Genomic DNA, 18288 nt, shown 5'->3' with positions numbered 1-18288 from the left:
GGAAACGCCCGGTCACATTCCGAACCCGGAAGCTAAGACTCTCAGCGCTGATGGTACTGCAGGGGGGACCCTGTGGGAGAGTAAGACACCGCCGGACTTAACTTAGAAATAAACAAAAAGGCCACCCGAAAGGGTGGCCTTTTTGCGTTAATGTGCGACAACGATAGAGAGGAGGCCACGCACATAAGTGCGTGGCCTTTGCTATCTAATAGTTAGCGGCGGCGGAGGCCGTCCAGGGCTACGGCCAGGACGTCGTCGGCGAGCTGGGCGGCATCCTCTGTACCTTCGGGGCGGTACCATTCGGCGATGGAGTTGACCATGCCGAACAGTAGGCGCGTGACGATGCGGGGATCGATGTCGCTGCGTAGTGAACCCGCATCGCTGGCCTCGATGACCAGTGTCGATACGGCGCGGTCGAAGGCCCGACGGCGCGTGAGAGCCAGCCGCTCGACCTCGGTATTGCCGCGCACGCGGAGCAGTAATGTGACGTAGGGAAGCCGCGACGTGAGAACGTGAACGGCACCCCGCAGCACGTAGGCCAGGCGGTCGATGGCGCTTCCGGTCAGCGCTCCGGACTCAAGCAGGACGCCCTCGAGACCATTCAGTGCCTCGTCGAGGGCGAGCTGCAGCACTTCATCCTTGGAGGAGAAGTGGTGGTAGATGGCCGCTTTCGACAGGGCGAGGCGTGTCGCGAGCACTCCCATCGAGGTGGCGTCGTAACCGAATTCATTGAATGCGGTGACGGCGATCTCGAGGATGGCGCGCTGGTCGTAGCCGGGGCGCCCGCGCTTGGAGGTGTGTACGTCAGACATAGATCTTGAGTCTCTCACGCAGGCGGTCCGGACACGACAAACTAGCGAAGGTCGTACACGCGCTTGTGCTTTCCGGTGCTGCGTTCCAGGGTTCCGGGTTCGACGAAGAGTACATTGACGCTCGATCCGATCCGGTCCTTGATCAGGGCAATGAGGAGGGCGCGGGCAACCGTTGACTCCGTATCGGTGGAGTGCTCGTGCCGTTCAATACGCACGGTCAATTCGTCCATGCGGGAGGGCCGAGTCAGTTCCAGCACGAAATGCGGCGAGAGGTGCTCGATGCCGAGCACGATCTCTTCGATCTGGGTCGGAAACAGGTTGACCCCGCGCAGAATGATCATGTCGTCGTTGCGACCGGTGATCTTCTCCATCCGGCGCATACCTGGTCGAGCGGTACCGGGAAGCAATCGAGTCAGGTCTCTGGTGCGATAGCGAATGACCGGAAATGCCTCCTTGGTCAGCGACGTGAACACGAGTTCACCCGTTTCACCGTCAGGCAGGCCCTGTCCGGTGTCGCCATTGATGATCTCCGGCAGAAAGTGATCTTCCCAGAGATGCGGGCCGTCTTTGGACTCGATGCACTCATTACCGACCCCCGGGCCCATGACTTCGCTGAGGCCGTAGATGTCGAGTGCGTCGAAGTCGAGACGGTCTTCCAGCTCGAGGCGCATCTGGTTGGTCCACGGTTCGGCACCGAGCACGCCGGCTTTGAGACTGGAACGGCGCGGGTCGAGGCCGGCCGCCACCATGGCATCGGTGATCGTGAGGAGGTAGCTCGGCGTTGACAGAATGATGTCGGGCTCGAAGTCAGTGATCATCTGCACCTGCTTATTGGTCTGTCCACCCGACATGGGAATGGCGCAGGCACCGAGTGCTTCGATGCCGGCGTGGGCGCCCAGCCCTCCGGTGAACAGGCCGTAGCCGTACGCGTTGTGCACCTTCATGCCGGGGCGCACACCCGAGGCGCGCAGGCTGCGGGCGACCAGTCCCGCCCACATCGCGAGGTCATTCTTGGTGTAACCGACCACGGTCGGCAGGCCGGTCGTTCCCGAGGAAGTGTGAATGCGTGCGACTTGGTGCATCGGTACCGCAAACATGCCGAACGGGTACGAGATCCGCAGGTCTTCCTTGGTCGTGAATGGCAGCAAGGCGACGTCTTCGAGGGTGCGAATATCGTCCGGGTGCACACCGACCGCATCAAATTTGCGCGTATAAAGAGGTACGTTCTGATAGGCGTGCCGCACGGTGTGCTTGAGGCGAATCAGTTGCAGCGCGCGAATCTCGTCGTGGTCCAGGCGTTCTGCTGCGTCGAGCTCCTCGAGTGCCGGTGCGTGCAGACGGGTCTTGGTCAGCGTTGACATGGTGCCTTCCGGAAGGGTTAGAGGTAGGTGCGAACGGGAACGGGCAAGTTGGTGGTGCGGCTTCGGCCGCGAAATTCGGCGACGGTGACGTCGTCGTCGATGGTCACCCGTACGTCGTAGATGCCGCTTCGGCCGCTCTTGACCCGCAACAGCGCGGTTGCGGTTAGGTTCTGGCCGCTCGTGGTCGGCTTCAGAAAAATGATGTCGGCGCTGGCGGCGAGCGTTACGTGATGCGAGTCGTTGCAGGCGATGGCGAAGGCCGTGTCGGCGAGAGCAAAGATGAAACCGCCGTGGGTGACATCGAAACCATTGAGCATGTCGTCGCGCACCACCATCGAGACCACCGAGTGGCCCGGCTCGTTACGGTGCACGATCATTCCGAGAGAAGCGGATGCCCGGTCGCGCTGCATCATGGCCTGGCTACCGGCGGATGCGGCTTGGGTCATTCGGATCTCCTCGTTGAGTTGCCGTTCAAGCGGGGGTTGCCCGCCCAATAATGAGACTATATACTAACTGAACGATCGGTTGGTAATAGAATGCCGTTCAGTGTGCAAAATTCTCGACGTGCATTACCTTAGCGCCACCAGCTTGTACACGATAAAGATCCGACCACCGCAGTCAACGAAGACCAGGAGCCGATGATGACAAGCACCATCACGCCCGATATGAGCGTCCCCGCCGCAATCAGTGTCGAGGAACAGCAGTTCAACGATCTGCTTGAAGCCGATTCGCGCATTGAGCCGCGCGATTGGATGCCCGAGGGCTACCGCAAGTCGCTCGTGCGCCAGATCTCGCAGCACGCGCACTCCGAAATCATCGGCATGCAGCCCGAGTCCAACTGGATCACCCGCGCCCCGAGCCTCAAGCGCAAGGCCATCCTGATGGCCAAGGTGCAAGACGAAGCCGGCCACGGTCTCTACCTCTATTCCGCCGCGCAGACCCTCGGCGCTACCCGCGATGACATGACGGATGCCCTCATCGCCGGCAAGGCGCGTTACTCGTCGATCTTCAACTATCCGACCCCGAGCTGGGCTGACATGGGTTCGATCGGCTGGCTCGTCGATGGCGCTGCCATCTGCAATCAGGTGCCGCTGTGCCGGGCCAGTTACGGCCCTTACGGCCGCGCGATGGTGCGCATTTGTAAGGAAGAATCTTTTCATCAGCGCCAGGGTTTCGAGATTCTGCTCGAGCTCATGCAGGGCACCGACGAGCAGCGCCAAATGGCCCAGGATTCGGTCAATCGCTGGTACTGGCCTGCGCTGATGATGTTCGGCCCGCCCGATGATGACTCGCCCAACTCAGCGCAGTCGATGGTCTGGAAGATCAAGCGTCATTCCAACGACGAGCTGCGCCAGCGCTTCGTGAATATGCTCGTTCCGCAGGCCGCCGTGCTCGGCGTAACCCTGCCGGACCCCGACCTGCACTTCAACGAGGAAACCCAGCAGTGGGATCTCGGCGTGATCGACTGGACCGAGTTCCACGAGGTGCTTGCCGGCCGCGGCCCGAACAACGCCCAGCGTCTGCAGCGTCGCCGCGACGCCCACGACGAGGGCCAATGGGTGCGCGAAGCAGCCGCGGCTTATGCACGTAAACAGTCCGCACGAACTGAAGAAATGGCAGCCTCATGACCACTCCCGGCGACTCAGCCGCAGAAATCTGGCCCCTCTGGGAGGTCTTCGTGCGCTCCAACCGTGGCCTCAGCCATGTGCACGTCGGCTCGCTGCACGCCCCCGACGAGACCCTCGCCGTGCGCAACGCCAGAGACCTGTACACCCGGCGTAGTGAGGGCGTCTCGGTCTGGGTCGTACCCGCGGCCGCCATTACCACGAGTGACCCTGACGCCAAGGGCGCCTTCTTCGAATCGCCCGCCGGCAAGAACTACCGCCACGCGAGCTACTACTCCAAGAGCGAGGGAGTGAAACACCTGTGAATGACGACACTGCGAACAATGACAGCGCTGAAGCGGATGTTCACGGCCACGTCGCCGTCGAAGTCACCACCCTCGACGCCGAGCTGATCGAGGGCCCGTCCGTCGCCACAGCCGACATCGCTGAATACGCGGTGTGGCTCGGTGACGACTCACTCGTCCTGGCCCAGCAACTCGGCGCCTGGATCTCCCGCGCTCCCGAACTCGAAGAAGATGTTGCCCTCGGCAACGTCGCCCTCGACCTGATCGGGCACGCCCGGTCCCTGCTGCACTACGCCGGCACCGCAACGGACCGCAGCGAAGACGACCTCGCCTACTGGCGCACCGAGCCCGATTTTCGTTCGCTGCACATTGTCGAGCAGCCCAACGGTGACTTCGCACACACGATCGCGCGCCAGTTCGTCGTGTCCCACTACCTGTTCGAGCTGTACAGCCGGCTGCGGGCATCCGCTGACCCAACCCTCGCCGCGATCGCCGCCAAGGCGGTGAAAGAGGTTGACTACCACCGCGACCACTCCACCCAGTGGGTGCTGCGCCTCGCGGAGGGCACCGACGAATCGCGCCGCCGCATGATCACCGCGATGAGTGACCTGTGGCCCTACGTCGAAGAGATCTTTCGCGATGACCCGCTCATCGACCGCCTCGAGGGAATCGCGGTTCGCCCGTCGAGCCTGCGCCCCGCGTTCGACTCCGCCATCGCGCCGGTGCTCGCCGAAGCCGAACTCGACATTCCGGTGGGATTCGTCGCCTCCGGCGGTGGCCGCACCGGCAAGCACTCCGAACACCTCGCCTTTCTTCTCGCCGAAATGCAGGTGCTCACCCGCGCCCACCCCGGAGCGTCCTGGTGACCACCCAGATGCACGAAGCTGTCGCCCGCCCGCGTCCCACCGACGCGGCCTCGCTGGCTGCCTGGACCATCGCCGCCCAGGTCGTCGATCCCGAGATTCCGGTGCTCACCATCGAAGACCTCGGCGTGCTGCGCGGGGTCAACGTCATCAGCGACGCCGACGGTACCGAGGCAGTCGCGGTCACTCTGACCCCGACCTATAGCGGATGCCCCGCGATGGACGCCATGCGCGACGACGTTCTCGCGGTGCTCACGAGCGCCGGGTACGAGAACGTCTCGGTTCGGCTGGTGCTCAGCCCGGCGTGGACCACCGACTGGATGAGCGAGATCGGCCAGAACAAGCTCCGCGAGTATGGCATCGCGGCTCCGACCGGGCATGCGACCGTACGCGGCTCCGGTCCGGCCGGCCCAATCCGCCTGAAAATGGCCGTGAAATGCCCGCGCTGTTCCTCGCTGAACACCCGCGAGCTCGCACACTTCGGATCCACCTCCTGCAAGTCCCTCTACGAATGCCGAGATTGCCTCGAGCCGTTCGACTACTTCAAGGTGCTCTAATGGCTGCAACACGTCTCGAATCCACGAACGAGGGCGCCACCACCCTGGCGCCGGTCAAGCACCGCGCGCGTTTCCACACCCTGACCGTAGCCGAAGTGCGCCCACTCACCGCCGACAGCGTCGAGGTCACCTTCACCGTTCCGCCCAAACTGCAGGGCGCGTTCGACTACCTGCCCGGCCAGCACCTCGCCCTACGGGCCACGATCGACGGCCAGGAACTGCGCCGCAGCTATTCGATCTGCCGGCCGGAGGCATTCGGTCAAATCAGTGTTGCGATCAAGCGCGACCTCGGCGGTGCGTTCTCCACCTGGGCCAACAGCGAGTTGCACGCCGGCGACGAACTCGACGTGATGAGCCCGCAGGGCAGCTTTACCTCAAACCTGCGCAATCTCGATCACAAACACGTCGTCGGCGTGGCCGCCGGTTCGGGAATCACCCCGCTGATGGCCCTCGCGCACACCGTTCTCGCCGCTTCTGACACCTCGATGTTCACCCTCGTCTACACCAACCGCACCGCGCTCGACGTGATGTTCCTCGACGAACTGGCCGAGCTCAAGGACCGCTACCCGGCCCGCCTCGCGCTCTACCACGTGCTCTCCCGCGAGCAGCGCTCATCCTCGTTGCTCTCCGGCCGCATCGACGAAGAGAAGTTTCGGCGCATGCTCGACACCATTCTGCGCCCGGCCACCGTCGATGAGTGGTTTCTGTGCGGCCCCTTCGAACTCGTGCAGCTGTGCCGTGACACGCTCGAAAGCACCGGCGTCGACCGCGCGCACGTACGTTTCGAACTGTTCACCACCGGGGAGCCCTCGGCGGCCAACGGCGATCGCGGCCGGCCGGTCATCATCGGCACCGGTGACAGGACGTTCCAGATCGAGTTCACCCTCGACGGCCAGAGCAACACGGTCACGACGCCGGTCAATGCGAACGAGAGCATCCTGAACGCCGCCCTGCGGGTGCGGCCCGACGTGCCGTTTGCCTGCGCTGGCGGAGTCTGCGGCACCTGCCGCGCCAAACTGGTCAGCGGTGACGTCACCATGACCGAGAATTACGCGCTCGAGCCCGAAGAACTCGCCCGCGGCTATGTCCTGACTTGCCAGTCGCACCCGACCACCGACACCGTCGTCGTCGACTATGACGTCTAAGCGATACCAAGAAAGCGGATGCCGTGATCGAGCTCTCAATAGACAACGACGTCGCCCACGTGGTGCTGAACGCGCCCGACAAGCTCAACGCCCTCGATGAGGCAGCGATCGTCGGACTCGACGCGGCCTACCAGGAGGCTGAGCGAGGCGGGGTGCGCGCGCTGGTACTCCGCGGCGAGGGCCGGGCCTTCTGCGCCGGCCGGGATATTTCCGCGGTCGATCCGCGCACCGACGATGTGCTCGGCTACCTCGGCGACCTCGTCACGCCGCTGCTTCAGCGGATGAGCCGGTTTCCGGCACCGACCTTCGCGGCCGCCCACGGCGCCTGCCTTGGCGTCGGACTCGGTTTGCTCATCGCGACCGACGTTGTCTACGTCGCCGACACCGCCAAGATCGGCTCGCCGTTTGCGAACCTCGGCGCCACGCTCGACTCGGGTGGACACGCCCTGTTCATGGAACGGCTCGGCGCCCACCGCACCCTCGACCTGATCTACAGCGGCCGGCTGATGTCGGGGGCGGAGGCCGTCGCGGGCGGCCTGTTCAGCCAGGTCTTTCCGGCCGGGGAGCTGACCGAGGTGACGACGCAGGCGGCCGCTCGCGCGGCATCCGGTGCAACGCAGGCCTTTCTCGCGAGCAAAGCGCTCGTGCAGTCACTGCGAGACGAACGCCTCGGACTCTGGCAGAGCATGAGCGACGAAACCGCCGCCCAGGCCGCGCTGTGCGCTACCGGCGACTACCGCGAGGGCTTCGCCGCGTTCCAGGAGAAGCGCAAGCCCGCATTCACCGGCCGCGCCTGACCCGTCCCCAGCTGGGATTGCGGCCAATTCGGGCGGGATCTCTTCGCGTTGATCGTGGTCCAGGGACTCGAGTGCATCGCCTCTCTCCAAGGACGGTCGGCTACTGTGGAGGAGACCGGAGAGGGACCAAATGCACACACGCTGGGCCCGCTTCGCGCGCGGCTGGATTGTCGCAGCGTTCTCGACCTTTGTCGCGGCCCTGTCGCACACCCTGGGTGGCGGCTCGGCGCCGAGCCTCCTGGTCGTCGTCGTGTCGCTCGCCTTCGCCGGAATGGTCTGCATCGCGCTCGCCGGCCGTACCCTGTCCTTCTGGCGCGGTGCCGTGTCGGTGTTGGTCAGCCAGGTTATCTTTCACGGGCTGTTTTCGCTTGGGGCAACCGGAGGCATGCTCGGAGCTGACGCCATCGCCGCGTCGGCCATCCACCAGCACGCTGCCCTGCCCGGTCTGATCGACCCGATGGGCCTGGGCGCGACCGCCCCCGTCTCACACGATGGTGCGGCCATGTGGCTCGCCCATGGCGGGGCCGCGATCGTCACGATTCTGGCGCTGCGTTTCGCCGAACGCGCGTTCTGGAGTCTCGTCGAAAACGTTCGCCTCGGCATCCGCACGCTGTTCGTGCCCGCCCAACTGGCCGTGCCGATGGCGGCCCCGCAGCGCATTGGGAACGTCGCGCCGGTGCTCACCCCGCGCGACCTGGTTCTGGTGCTGTCGGCGATGCGCCATCGTGGCCCGCCGGTTTTCGCTCTCGCAGCTTAAATCGCAACCAGACCATTTAGCCCACCGCACCGAATGAGTAGCAGAGGCATTGCCCTGCACTGTTCGAGTAGCGCGGGCACCCCACGTTTAAGGACAATCATGAAGGTCACGACCCCTAAATCTGCTGCCACGACCGCTCGCACTCTGTTCGCGGCCGCCATTATCGCCCTGGCTCTCGGCTGGGGCACGGCCCCGGCGTCGGCCCACAACGACGAGATTGGTTCCTCACCGGAGGGCGGCTCGGTCGTGACCGAGCAGCCCGGTGAATTCTCGGTCACCACGAGCGATCGGCTCCTCGATCTCGGCGGAACCGGCGAGGGCAGCGCCATGGTCGTGACCGGCCCGGCCGACGCACCGCTCTTCTATGGCGACGGGTGCGGCACTGTCTCCGGTGCCACAGTCGAAACGACAGCGCAGCTCGGCGCTGCCGGGCAGTACACGGTGATCTGGCAGACGGTTTCCATCGACGGCCACCCTATCTCCGACGAGTACACCTTCGACTGGCAGCCGGCCGCCGACCAGGTGCTCGCCGACGGGGCCGCCACTGCTCCAACCTGCGGCACGAAAGCGGATGCCGTCACGACGGATGCCGAGACCTCGCCCCCCGCAGACCTCGGCTCGACTGATGCTGCTGGCGACAGCACCCCTGCCTGGATCGGGGGGATTCTCGGCGCTGTGGTCCTGGCCGGAGCAGCAGCCCTGCTTCTCCGCCGCCGCCGCAAGCGCAGCCGCTAGCTTTCGCCCGCCCTCCCCGCACTTCAACGTCTCGCGGGGGGTGTTGGCGCGCGGGGCAACGTGTCAGGGGCCCCGGGTACAGTTAGGCAGGTGAGTTGGAACGCTGAGCTGCCCGGGAACCCCGACGACGTCGAAGCACCCCGCGACGTTGCTGTACCGAGTGAATTCGACGGCCCGAGTGATTTCGACGCCCCCGACGACTACGACGCACCGCCGCCCGAGGCGGACCGGCAGTTCGGCGACCGGCAGTTCGGCGACCAGCAGTTCCAGCGGCAGCCGGCCTACTCGGGTGCAGCATCCGCGTTGAATCAAGCCAACGGCCCCGCAGCCCGCGCCGCTGTACCTGTGCGCGCCGCGACCCGCAAATTCAAGACCGCAGCCGAAGCCCTGCACACCGTGTTTGGCTACGACACGTTCCGCGGCGACCAGGCCGAAATTATCGCGCAGGTCGTCGACGGCAAGGACGCCGTCGTGCTCATGCCAACCGGCGGCGGCAAGAGCCTGTGCTACCAAATTCCCGCGCTCGTGCGGGCTGGCACCGGCATCGTCGTCTCGCCGCTGATCGCCCTGATGCAGGACCAGGTCGATGCCCTCACCGCTGTCGGTGTGCGCGCCGAATTCCTCAACTCCAGCCAGGATCCCGCCACCCGCAGCCAGGTCGAACGCGACTACCTCAACGGCGACCTCGACCTGCTCTACGTCGCCCCCGAGCGCCTCTCCAACGAGGCCACCAAGCGTCTGCTCGACCGCGGAACCATCGCCCTGTTCGCCATCGACGAAGCCCACTGTGTGTCGCAGTGGGGCCACGATTTTCGGCCGGACTACCTGGCGCTCAGCGAACTCGCCGACCGCTGGCCCGACGTTCCGCGCATCGCCCTCACCGCCACCGCGACGGATGCCACCCATCAGGAGATCACCACCCGCCTGCAGATGGGCGATGCGAAACACTTCGTGGCAAGCTTCGACCGGCCCAATATTCAGTACCGCATCGTCGGCAAGTCCGAGGTGCGCAAGCAACTGCTGTCCTTCCTGAAGACCGAGCACCCCGGTGACGCCGGAATCGTCTACGCGCTCAGCCGCAAAACCGTCGACCAGACGGCAGAGTTTTTGCGTCAGAACGGTGTGAACGCCCTGCCGTATCACGCCGGGCTCGATGCCGGCCTGCGCGCCCGCACTCAGTCCCGGTTCCTCCGCGAGGAGGGCGTCGTCATCGTCGCCACGATCGCGTTTGGCATGGGAATCGATAAGCCGGACGTGCGCTTCGTCGCCCATATAGACCTGCCCAAAGCGGTCGAGGGCTACTACCAGGAGACCGGTCGCGCCGGACGCGACGGCGCACCGGCCACGGCCTGGCTCGCCTACGGCCTGCAAGACGTGGTGCAGCAGCGCCGCATGATCGACGAGTCGCCCGGCGATCTCAGCCATCGGCGCAAACTGTCCGCCCATCTCGACGCCATGCTTGCCCTGTGCGAAACCGTGCACTGCCGCAGGGTCAATCTGCTGCGCTACTTCGGCCAGACCAGTGAGCCCTGTGGCAACTGCGACACGTGCCTCGAGCCACCGGAGGCCTGGGACGGCACTATCCCCGCCCAGAAACTGCTCTCCACCATCGTGCGCCTGCACCGCGAACGCAACCAGAAGTTCGGCGCCGGCCACCTCATCGACATCCTCCGTGGCAAGGAAACCCCTCGCGCGACCCAGTATCGGCACACCGAACTGAGTACCTGGGGCCTGGGCGCCGACCTCAGCGACCAGGCCTGGCGCGGCGTCGTGCGCCAGATGCTCGCCCAGGGTCTGCTCGCCACGTCCGGCGAGTACGGCACCCTCATTCTGACGGATGCGGCCGCCGACGTTCTCGGCGGTCGTCGCGACGTGCAGTTGCGGCGCGAACCCGACCGCCCCGCGCGCTCAAGCGCGGCCCGCCGCCCGAGCGCCGCCAAGGTCGCTGCCGCCGACCTCAGCCGCATGCAGGAGACACTGTTCGAAGCGCTGCGGGTTTGGCGCTCGGCGGAGTCGAAGGAGCAGGGCGTGCCCGCCTACATCGTGTTCGGCGACGCCACCCTGATCGCCGTCGCCGCGGCCGGCCCCACCACCCTTGCCGGGCTCGACGGCATCACCGGCATCGGTGCCAAGAAGCTCGAAGCCTACGGCGAGGCCCTGCTCGAGGTCGTCGCCGCCTCCGCCTGACCACCTTGCTTGTGGGGGATCACAGTCCACGCAGCTTGCAGTTGTACTGATCCTACAAAACGGATGCCGTAGACGGCATATATCGTTGTGGCCCCCGCACCGCGCATTTCGCGACCGCACCATGTGGTTCTAACGTGGCGATCACCACTTTCGTGCGATCAGTTAGGACCAATGATGGTAGACACGGCCCAGCGCTCCAACCTCCGATCGGCGACGATCGACCCCAGCCTCGAGGTCGGCGTCGATACCGGCCCCATCAAATCCATCGGCGACGAGGCCGCCCCCGTGGTCAACGTCGAACAACTCGGACGACAACTGCTCGGCACTTGGGCCGACGTGCGGCTGAAGGCACGCGAGGTGACCGCCCGCCCCGACATGCAGCGCATTGAAGGCCTCTCGATGGCCGACCACCGCCTGCGCGTGCTCGAACAGCTCAAGGTGCTCGCCGCCAACGGCCACGTGCTGCGCGCCTTCCCCAAGCACCTTGGCGGGCAGGACGACCACGGTGGAAACATCGCCGGCTTCGAAGAACTCGTCATCGCCGACCCTAGCCTGCAGATCAAGGGTGGAGTGCAGTGGGGGCTGTTCGGCGCTGCCGTGCTGCACCTCGGCACCAAGCCGCACCACGACAAGTACCTCCCCGGCATCATGGACCTGAGCGTTCCCGGTGCGTTCGCCATGACGGAGATCGGGCACGGCTCCGACGTCGCGAGCATCGGCACCACCGCAACCTTCGACGCGGCCACCGGCGAGTTCGTCATCAACACCCCTTTTCGCGCCGCCTGGAAGGACTATCTCGGCAACGCCGCGAAGGACGGCATCGCGGCCGTGCTGTTCGCCCAGCTCATCACCCAGGGCGTCAATCACGGCGTGCACGCCTTCTATCTGCCCATTCGCGACGAGCACGGTGACTTTCTGCCCGGCGTCGGCGGCGAAGACGACGGCCTCAAGGGCGGACTCAACGGCATCGACAACGGTCGACTGCACTTCGACAACGTGCGTATCCCGCGCGAAAATCTGCTCAACCGCTACGGCGACGTTGCAGAAGACGGCGCCTACTCCAGCCCGATTGGAAGCCCCGGCCGCCGCTTCTTCACCATGCTGGGAACGCTGGTGCAGGGTCGCGTGTCGCTCGACGGGGCCGCCACCGCGGCATCCGCTTTGGCGCTGACCATCGCGATCACCTATGGGAGCCAGCGTCGTCAGTTCACCGCGGGCAGCGACACCGATGAAGAGGTCATCCTCGACTACCAGCGGCACCAGCGCCGGTTGTTTCCGCGCCTCGCCACGACCTACGCGCAGACCTTCGCGCACGACGAGTTCCTGGTGAAGTTCGACGAGGTGTTCAGCGGCAAGGCCGACACCGACGACGACCGGCAGGACCTTGAAACCCTCGCCGCGGCGCTCAAGCCACTTTCCACCTGGCACGCGCTCGACACCCTGCAGGAAGCTCGCGAGGCTTGCGGCGGCGCCGGCTTCCTGGCCGAGAATCGCCTGGTCGGGCTGCGCGCCGACCTGGACATCTTCGCAACCTTCGAGGGAGACAACAACGTGCTGCTGCAGCTCGTCGCCAAGCGTCTACTCACCGATTACAGCCGCAAATTCGCCACAGCGGATGCCGGCGCCCTCGCCCGCTACGTCGTGCAGCATGCCGCCGGTCGCGCCTACCACGGCACGGGCCTCCGCACCCTCGCGCAGGCCGTAGCCGACCGGGGTTCGACGGCTCGTTCCGTCGGCGCCCTCCGGGACGCCGACGTGCAGCGCGAGCTGCTCACCGATCGGGTCGAGAGCATGATCGCCGAGGTGGCCGGAAAGCTGCGCGGCGCCACCAAGCTGCCCAAGAAGCAGGCGGCCGACCTGTTCAACGCGCACCAGAACGAGCTCATCGAAGCTGCCCGTGCCCACGGCGAACTGCTGCAGTGGGAATCGTTCACCCGGGCACTCGAGCACACCGACGACGCTGGCACCAAGCAGGTACTCACCTGGCTGCGCGACCTGTTCGGCCTCGGCCTGGTCGAGAAGAACCTGGCCTGGTACCTCATCCACGGCCGGCTCTCCGCCCAGCGCGCCCAGGCCGTCACCGCCTACATCGATCGGCTGATCGCCCGCATTCGCCCGCACGCCCAGGACCTCGTCGACGCGTTCGGCTACTCGCAGGACCACCTCCGAGCCACGATCGCGAGCGGTGCCGAACGTGAGCGCCAGAATGAAGCCCGCGACTACTACGCCGCCCAGCGTGCCTCCGGAACCGCGCCAACCCCTGAAAAGCCGGTCAAGAAATAGCCGGGCCCCGTCGTACCCAGGTACGACGGGGATGGTGCACAACCATCCCCATGGTTGATGCGCCACAGAGGTCACAAACCATACCGTTTGGTATGGGGGCTTCAGCGTACGAAAACAGGGCCTCACCCATCAACGGAATGAGGCAGGCATGATCCAGGCACAGTCCCTGACCAAGCGCTACGGAAGCAAGACCGCGGTCGACGCGGTCGACTTCACGGTGCAGCCGGGCAAGGTCACCGGCTTTCTCGGGCCGAACGGCGCCGGCAAGTCCACCACCATGCGCATGATCGTCGGTCTGGACAAGCCCAGCGCCGGCTCCGTCATCGTTAACGGCAAGCCGTACCACGAACACAAGGCGCCGCTGCGCGAAGTGGGCGTGCTGCTCGACGCTAAGGCTGTGCACACCGGACGCAGCGCCTACAACCACCTGCGCGCCATGGCCGCCACCCACAATATCCCCACCAGCCGAGTACACGAGGTGATTAACCTCACCGGCCTCGAATCCGTCGCCCGCAAACGCGTCGGCGGCTTCTCCCTCGGCATGGGCCAGCGCCTCGGCATCGCCGCCGCGCTGCTCGGCGACCCGGCCACCCTCATTCTCGACGAGCCGGTCAACGGTCTCGACCCCGAGGGCGTGCAGTGGGTGCGCAAGCTCACCAAGCAGCTCGCCGCCGAGGGCCGCACCGTGCTCCTCTCTTCCCACCTCATGAGTGAGATGGCCCTCACCGCCGACCACATCATCGTGCTCGGTCGAGGCCGGGTGATAGCGGATGCCTCGGTCGCCGACATTATCGCCTCGGCCGCGCAGAACACGGTTCGCGTGCGCACTCCGCACACCGCAGCTCTGGCCACTCTGCTCGCCCAGCCGGATGTGACCATCACCAACATCGAGCAGGACGTGCTCGAGATCAGCGGACTGACTGTCAACGAGATCGGCGACCGCGCCGCCGATGCTCAAATCTCTCTGCACGAACTCTCCGCGGTGAGCGCCTCGCTCGAGGACGCCTACATGAAACTCACCCAGAACGAGGTGGAGTATCGCACCGGTGATGCGTCCTCTCACACCGAAGCGGAGGTTGCCCGATGAGCACCCTGACCAACCCCGTCCTGCCGTCCTCAGCCCGCACCTCCTTCGTGCCGACCGGATCCGGGCTCAGCATCACCGGCCTGCTCCGCTCCGAATCGATCAAGCTGTGGAGCCTGCGCTCCACCTACTGGACGCTCTCGCTCGTTGTCGTGGTCTCGCTCGGCATCGCCGTGCTGATGTCGTTCGCCATGTCGGCGTCAACGGCCGGATTCGATCCGACCACCGGTGCCCCCATGGCCGTGGAGAGTGCGCAAATGTTCGTGCTCGTCTCCACGACCGGTCTCGGACTTGGCCAGCTGATTGTCGCCGTCCTCGGCGTACTCTCGATCAGCGGCGAATACTCCAGCGGCATGATCAAGTCGACGCTGACCGCGGTGCCCAATCGTCTGCCCGCACTCTGGGCCAAGGTCGTCGTGCTGTTCGGGTTCACCTTCCTGGTCGGCCTGATCAGCGTGGTCGGATCGTTCCTCGTGGCCATGCCCATCCTGGGCGCCAAGGACCTGAGTGCGAGCCTGTTCGACACCAAGGTGTTTTTGCCGCTGCTCGGTAACGCGCTGTTCCTCGCGATCATCGCCGTGTTCGCCCTCGGCATCGGCACGATTCTGCGCAGCAGCGCCGGCGGCATTGCCACGGTGCTCGGAATCACCCTGCTCCTGCCGACGGTGTTGGCCGTGCTGTCGATGTTCGTTGAGTGGATCGCCGACATCGTGCCCTACCTCTTCACCGTGGCCGGTGCGACGATGATCACCCCGAACGCCATGGAATCCTGGCAGGGCTTCCTGATCGTGCTCGCTTGGGTGGTCGTGAGCCTCGGCGTTGCCGCGCTGCTGCTCAAGCGCCGGGACGCCTGAGGCGCCACGACCCGTAGAGTCGATAGATGAGCACCACCACCTCTCCCCCCGGGCGCACTCTGGCGCCGGGGGGAGACCTGCGCCTGCCCACCCCGCCCGGAATCGTGCGGCGGTTCTGGACCAGGCATCCCCATCTGGCCGACGGCCTCGTCGCGGCGATCTACGTCGTTCCGATGGTGCTCACCCTGGTGCTCAACCTGCTCGACGATGACCCGGCTCCGCTCCCGGACGCGTTGCTCAATGCCGGCCTCATGCTGCTGCTGGCCGTCGCACTGTTCTTTCGCCGACGGATGCCGCGGCTCGTCCTGGCCCTGACCTGGATCGGCCTGCTCACCTTCGCCGACTACGGCGAAGTGCACCTCATCGCCCAGCTCCTGGCGCTCTACGCGGTCGCGGTGTATTCGGACGTGCGCAGCGCGTGGACCGGTTTCAGCGCATCCGTTCTGCTGGCCGGACTGGCCGCCTGGCTCACCGATAATCCCGACGAGGTTCCCTGGATTCCGGTCGCGGTCCAGGTGGCGATCATGCTGCTCGCCGCGACCCTGGTCGGCGTAAATATGGGCAACAGCAAGCGCTACGTCTCGTCGCTGCTGGATTTGGCCGCGCAGCTGACCCGCGAACGCGACCAGCAGGCGCAGCTCTCCCGCATCTCCGAGCGCGCCCGAATCGCCGGCGAAATGCACGATGTGGTCGCCCACAGCCTCTCGGTCATGGTGGCGCTCGCCGACGGTGCCCACGCCATCGCCCCCAAAGACGTGGAGCGATCCCGCGCGGCGATGCTCGACGTCGCGGCCACTGGGCGCCGGTCCATGTCCGAGATGCGCCGGCTACTTGGGGTGCTCGAGGTGGACACCGACCCGGCCCCGCGCGCTCCGCAGCCGGGCATCGACGAGCTGGCCGACCTCGTGGAATCGTTTCGGTCGACCGGGCTTCCCGTTGTTCTGGAACGCAGCGGGCGTGAGCCGAGCAATGTGAGCGTGCAGCTGACGATTTTTCGGCTCATCCAGGAGTCGCTGACCAACGTGTTGCGCTATGCGAACACTCCGACCCGGGTGGTCGTGCGCCTGCAATCGTCGCCCGGTGCCGCCCAGGTCACGATCAGCGACAATGGGCGGCATGCGGCAGTGGCAAGCGTTCGCGGTTTCGGGCGCGGCTTGATCGGAATGCAGGAACGCGTGGCGATCTATGGCGGAACCTTTGAGGCAGCGCCGGGACTCCGCGACGGCTGGCGCGTACACGCGACCCTGAACTTTGAGGACGAACAATGACTCCCCGTTCCGCACCGATCAGTATCCTGCTGGTCGATGACCAGGCCCTGTTGCGCGTGGGTTTTCGCATGGTGCTGGAGGCCGAAGACGACTTCACCGTCGTCGGCGAAGCGAGCGACGGCGCGCAGGCGATCGCCCTCGCAGCCAGGCTGAATCCCGATGTGGTCCTGATGGATGTGCGCATGCCCGGCGTCGACGGCATCGAGGCGACCCGGCAGATCATGGCCGCCCAGCCGGAGACCCGCATCATCATCCTCACCACCTTCGACCTCGACGAGTACGCCTTCGGTGGTTTGCGCGCCGGTGCTAGCGGGTTCCTGCTGAAAAACGCCGAACCCGGGGAGCTGATCGCCGCGATCCGCACGGTGGTCTCGGGTGAGGCATCCGTTTCACCGCGGGTGACCCGGCGCCTGCTCGACCTGTTCGGCACCAAATTGCCGCAGCCCGAGACGGGAGGGGCCTCCAATGCCATGGCGCTCGCGGCGCTCACCGACCGTGAAACCGAGGTTTTTCTGGCCATCGCCGAGGGGCTCTCCAACACCGAATTGGCCGAACGCTTCTTTCTCTCCGAATCGACGGTGAAAACCCACGTCGGGCGAATCCTGCACAAGCTCGGGCTGCGCGATCGGGTGCAGGCGGTCATTCTGGCCTACGAGGTGGGACTCGTCGGCAGCTGATCCGGGGCCGCGCACACGAGGGGCATAGGCTCGAAGCATGCGAACCTTCTACCCCGAGCTTGAACCCTACGAAACCGGCATGCTCGATGTCGGTGACAACCAGACCATCTACTGGGAAGCCTCGGGCAACCCCGACGGCAAGCCCGCGGTGTATCTGCACGGCGGCCCGGGCGGCGCGTCCGGCCCGGACCAGCGTCGGGTATTCGATCCGGCGAAGTACCGCATCATTCTGTTCGACCAGCGTGGCTGCGGTCTCAGCACGCCGCACGCGAGCGAGCCCGACGTTGACCTGAGCGTGAACACCACGTGGACTCTCGTCGCCGACTTGGAAAAACTGCGCGAGCACCTCGGCATCGACCGCTGGCTGGTCTGCGGCGGATCCTGGGGCAGCACCTTCGCGCTCGCCTACGCCGAGACCCACCCCGCCCAGGTCACCGAACTCGTCGTGCGCGGCATCTTCACCCTTCGCCCGGTCGAACTCGACTGGTTCTACGAGGGGGGCGCCGCGGCAATCTACCCCGATCTGTGGGAATCGTTTCTCGCGCCGGTCCCCGAAAACGAACGCGGCCACCTGATCGCGGCCTACGGTCGGCTGCTGCACGACCCGGACCAGTTCGTGCGCGAACGCGCCGGCGTGGCCTGGGCCACCTGGGAATCCTCCACGATCACCCTGCTGCAGGAGCCAGACAAGATCGCGCACTTCTCCGACCCAGCCTTCGCTGTGGCCTTTGCCCGCATCGAGAACCACTTCTTCGCCAATAGGGGCTGGTTCACGCCGAACCAGCTGATCGACAACGCCTCCCGGCTCGCCGAGATCCCCGGTGTCATCGTGCAGGGCCGCTACGACATGTGCACGCCGGCCTTCACCGCCTGGGACCTGTACAAGAACTGGCCGGAGGCGGAATTCAAGCTGATCCCCGACGCCGGCCATGCCTTCGACCAACCCGGAATCCTGGACGCCATTATCGAGGCCACCGACCGCTTCGCCAGCTAACGTAC

At 65.6% G+C, this 18288-nt stretch carries 18 protein-coding genes and 1 rRNA gene; 16 read left to right on the top strand and 3 right to left on the bottom strand.

Features of this window, described 5'->3' with window-relative positions:
• Positions 1-97: ribosomal RNA gene (gene rrf, locus E3O11_RS03945) — 5S ribosomal RNA — on the top strand; the annotation flags it as partial.
• Positions 98-212: 115 nt separating this feature from the next.
• Here rrf and E3O11_RS03940 read toward each other — a convergent pair.
• From E3O11_RS03940 to paaI, 3 genes are read right to left on the bottom strand one after another with little or no spacing between them, the layout of a single operon-like run.
• Positions 213-812: a TetR/AcrR family transcriptional regulator gene (locus E3O11_RS03940; protein ID WP_092451712.1), complete on the bottom strand. Its 600-nt coding sequence runs from the start codon at positions 810-812 to the stop codon at positions 213-215.
• A gap of 41 nt (positions 813-853) precedes the next feature.
• Positions 854-2173: a phenylacetate--CoA ligase PaaK gene (paaK, locus tag E3O11_RS03935; protein WP_092451714.1), complete on the bottom strand. Its 1320-nt coding sequence runs from the start codon at positions 2171-2173 to the stop codon at positions 854-856.
• A 17-nt stretch (positions 2174-2190) separates the two neighbouring features.
• Positions 2191-2619 (bottom strand): hydroxyphenylacetyl-CoA thioesterase PaaI, encoded by a 429-nt coding sequence (gene paaI / locus E3O11_RS03930; RefSeq protein WP_092451716.1) that lies wholly within the window; start codon positions 2617-2619, stop codon positions 2191-2193.
• Positions 2620-2838: 219 nt separating this feature from the next.
• On the opposite strand from paaI, the gene paaA reads away from it, so the two are divergent.
• The 15 genes from paaA (at position 2839) to pip (ending at position 18283) form a co-directional block, all read left to right on the top strand.
• The gene (gene paaA / locus E3O11_RS03925) at positions 2839-3801 is read left to right on the top strand and encodes a 1,2-phenylacetyl-CoA epoxidase subunit PaaA (protein ID WP_092451813.1); all 963 of its coding nucleotides are present in this window, start codon (positions 2839-2841) and stop codon (positions 3799-3801) included.
• On the top strand, positions 3798-4103 hold the full coding sequence (gene paaB, locus E3O11_RS03920; protein ID WP_092106867.1) for a 1,2-phenylacetyl-CoA epoxidase subunit PaaB: 306 nt from the start codon (positions 3798-3800) through the stop codon (positions 4101-4103). Before paaA ends, paaB begins: the two co-directional genes overlap by 4 nt.
• Positions 4100-4948 carry a 1,2-phenylacetyl-CoA epoxidase subunit PaaC gene (gene paaC, locus E3O11_RS03915; protein ID WP_092451719.1) on the top strand — a complete coding sequence of 283 codons (849 nt, stop codon included), beginning with the start codon at positions 4100-4102 and terminating at the stop codon, positions 4946-4948. The genes paaB and paaC overlap by 4 nt, the downstream gene beginning before the upstream one ends.
• An 8-nt stretch (positions 4949-4956) precedes the next feature.
• Positions 4957-5502, top strand: a complete 546-nt coding sequence (gene paaD / locus E3O11_RS03910) for a 1,2-phenylacetyl-CoA epoxidase subunit PaaD (RefSeq protein WP_092451815.1) — start codon at positions 4957-4959, stop codon at positions 5500-5502.
• A complete protein-coding gene (gene paaE / locus E3O11_RS03905) occupies positions 5502-6647 on the top strand; it encodes a 1,2-phenylacetyl-CoA epoxidase subunit PaaE (protein WP_092451721.1) in 1146 nt (381 codons plus the stop codon). The genes paaD and paaE overlap by 1 nt, the downstream gene beginning before the upstream one ends.
• Before the next feature lie 23 nt (positions 6648-6670).
• Entirely contained in the window at positions 6671-7444 is a 774-nt protein-coding gene (locus tag E3O11_RS03900; protein ID WP_092451723.1) for an enoyl-CoA hydratase/isomerase family protein, read from the top strand.
• A gap of 130 nt (positions 7445-7574) precedes the next feature.
• Positions 7575-8201 carry a hypothetical protein gene (locus E3O11_RS03895; RefSeq protein ID WP_092451725.1) on the top strand — a complete coding sequence of 209 codons (627 nt, stop codon included), beginning with the start codon at positions 7575-7577 and terminating at the stop codon, positions 8199-8201.
• 99 nt (positions 8202-8300) lie between these two features.
• Positions 8301-8936, top strand: coding sequence for a copper resistance CopC family protein (locus tag E3O11_RS03890; protein ID WP_166787482.1), 636 nt, complete (start codon positions 8301-8303; stop codon positions 8934-8936).
• A gap of 90 nt (positions 8937-9026) precedes the next feature.
• Positions 9027-11123, top strand: coding sequence for a DNA helicase RecQ (gene recQ / locus E3O11_RS03885; protein WP_369828667.1), 2097 nt, complete (start codon positions 9027-9029; stop codon positions 11121-11123).
• 174 nt (positions 11124-11297) lie between these two features.
• A complete protein-coding gene (locus E3O11_RS03880; protein ID WP_092451819.1) occupies positions 11298-13406 on the top strand; it encodes an acyl-CoA dehydrogenase family protein in 2109 nt (702 codons plus the stop codon).
• 148 nt (positions 13407-13554) lie between these two features.
• Positions 13555-14493, top strand: coding sequence for an ABC transporter ATP-binding protein (locus E3O11_RS03875; protein WP_092451727.1), 939 nt, complete (start codon positions 13555-13557; stop codon positions 14491-14493).
• Positions 14490-15344 carry an ABC-2 transporter permease gene (locus E3O11_RS03870; protein WP_092451728.1) on the top strand — a complete coding sequence of 285 codons (855 nt, stop codon included), beginning with the start codon at positions 14490-14492 and terminating at the stop codon, positions 15342-15344. Before E3O11_RS03875 ends, E3O11_RS03870 begins: the two co-directional genes overlap by 4 nt.
• A 26-nt stretch (positions 15345-15370) precedes the next feature.
• Positions 15371-16612 carry a sensor histidine kinase gene (locus E3O11_RS03865; protein ID WP_092451730.1) on the top strand — a complete coding sequence of 414 codons (1242 nt, stop codon included), beginning with the start codon at positions 15371-15373 and terminating at the stop codon, positions 16610-16612.
• A complete protein-coding gene (locus tag E3O11_RS03860; protein ID WP_092451732.1) occupies positions 16609-17289 on the top strand; it encodes a response regulator in 681 nt (226 codons plus the stop codon). The genes E3O11_RS03865 and E3O11_RS03860 overlap by 4 nt, the downstream gene beginning before the upstream one ends.
• A 37-nt stretch (positions 17290-17326) precedes the next feature.
• The gene (pip, locus tag E3O11_RS03855; protein ID WP_092451734.1) at positions 17327-18283 is read left to right on the top strand and encodes a prolyl aminopeptidase; all 957 of its coding nucleotides are present in this window, start codon (positions 17327-17329) and stop codon (positions 18281-18283) included.
• Positions 18284-18288: the final 5 nt, after the last annotated feature.

It is taken from the genome of Cryobacterium levicorallinum, assembly GCF_004402405.1.
GTDB lineage: Bacteria > Actinomycetota > Actinomycetes > Actinomycetales > Microbacteriaceae > Cryobacterium > Cryobacterium levicorallinum.
This window is presented reverse-complemented; position numbering and strand designations above follow the sequence as displayed.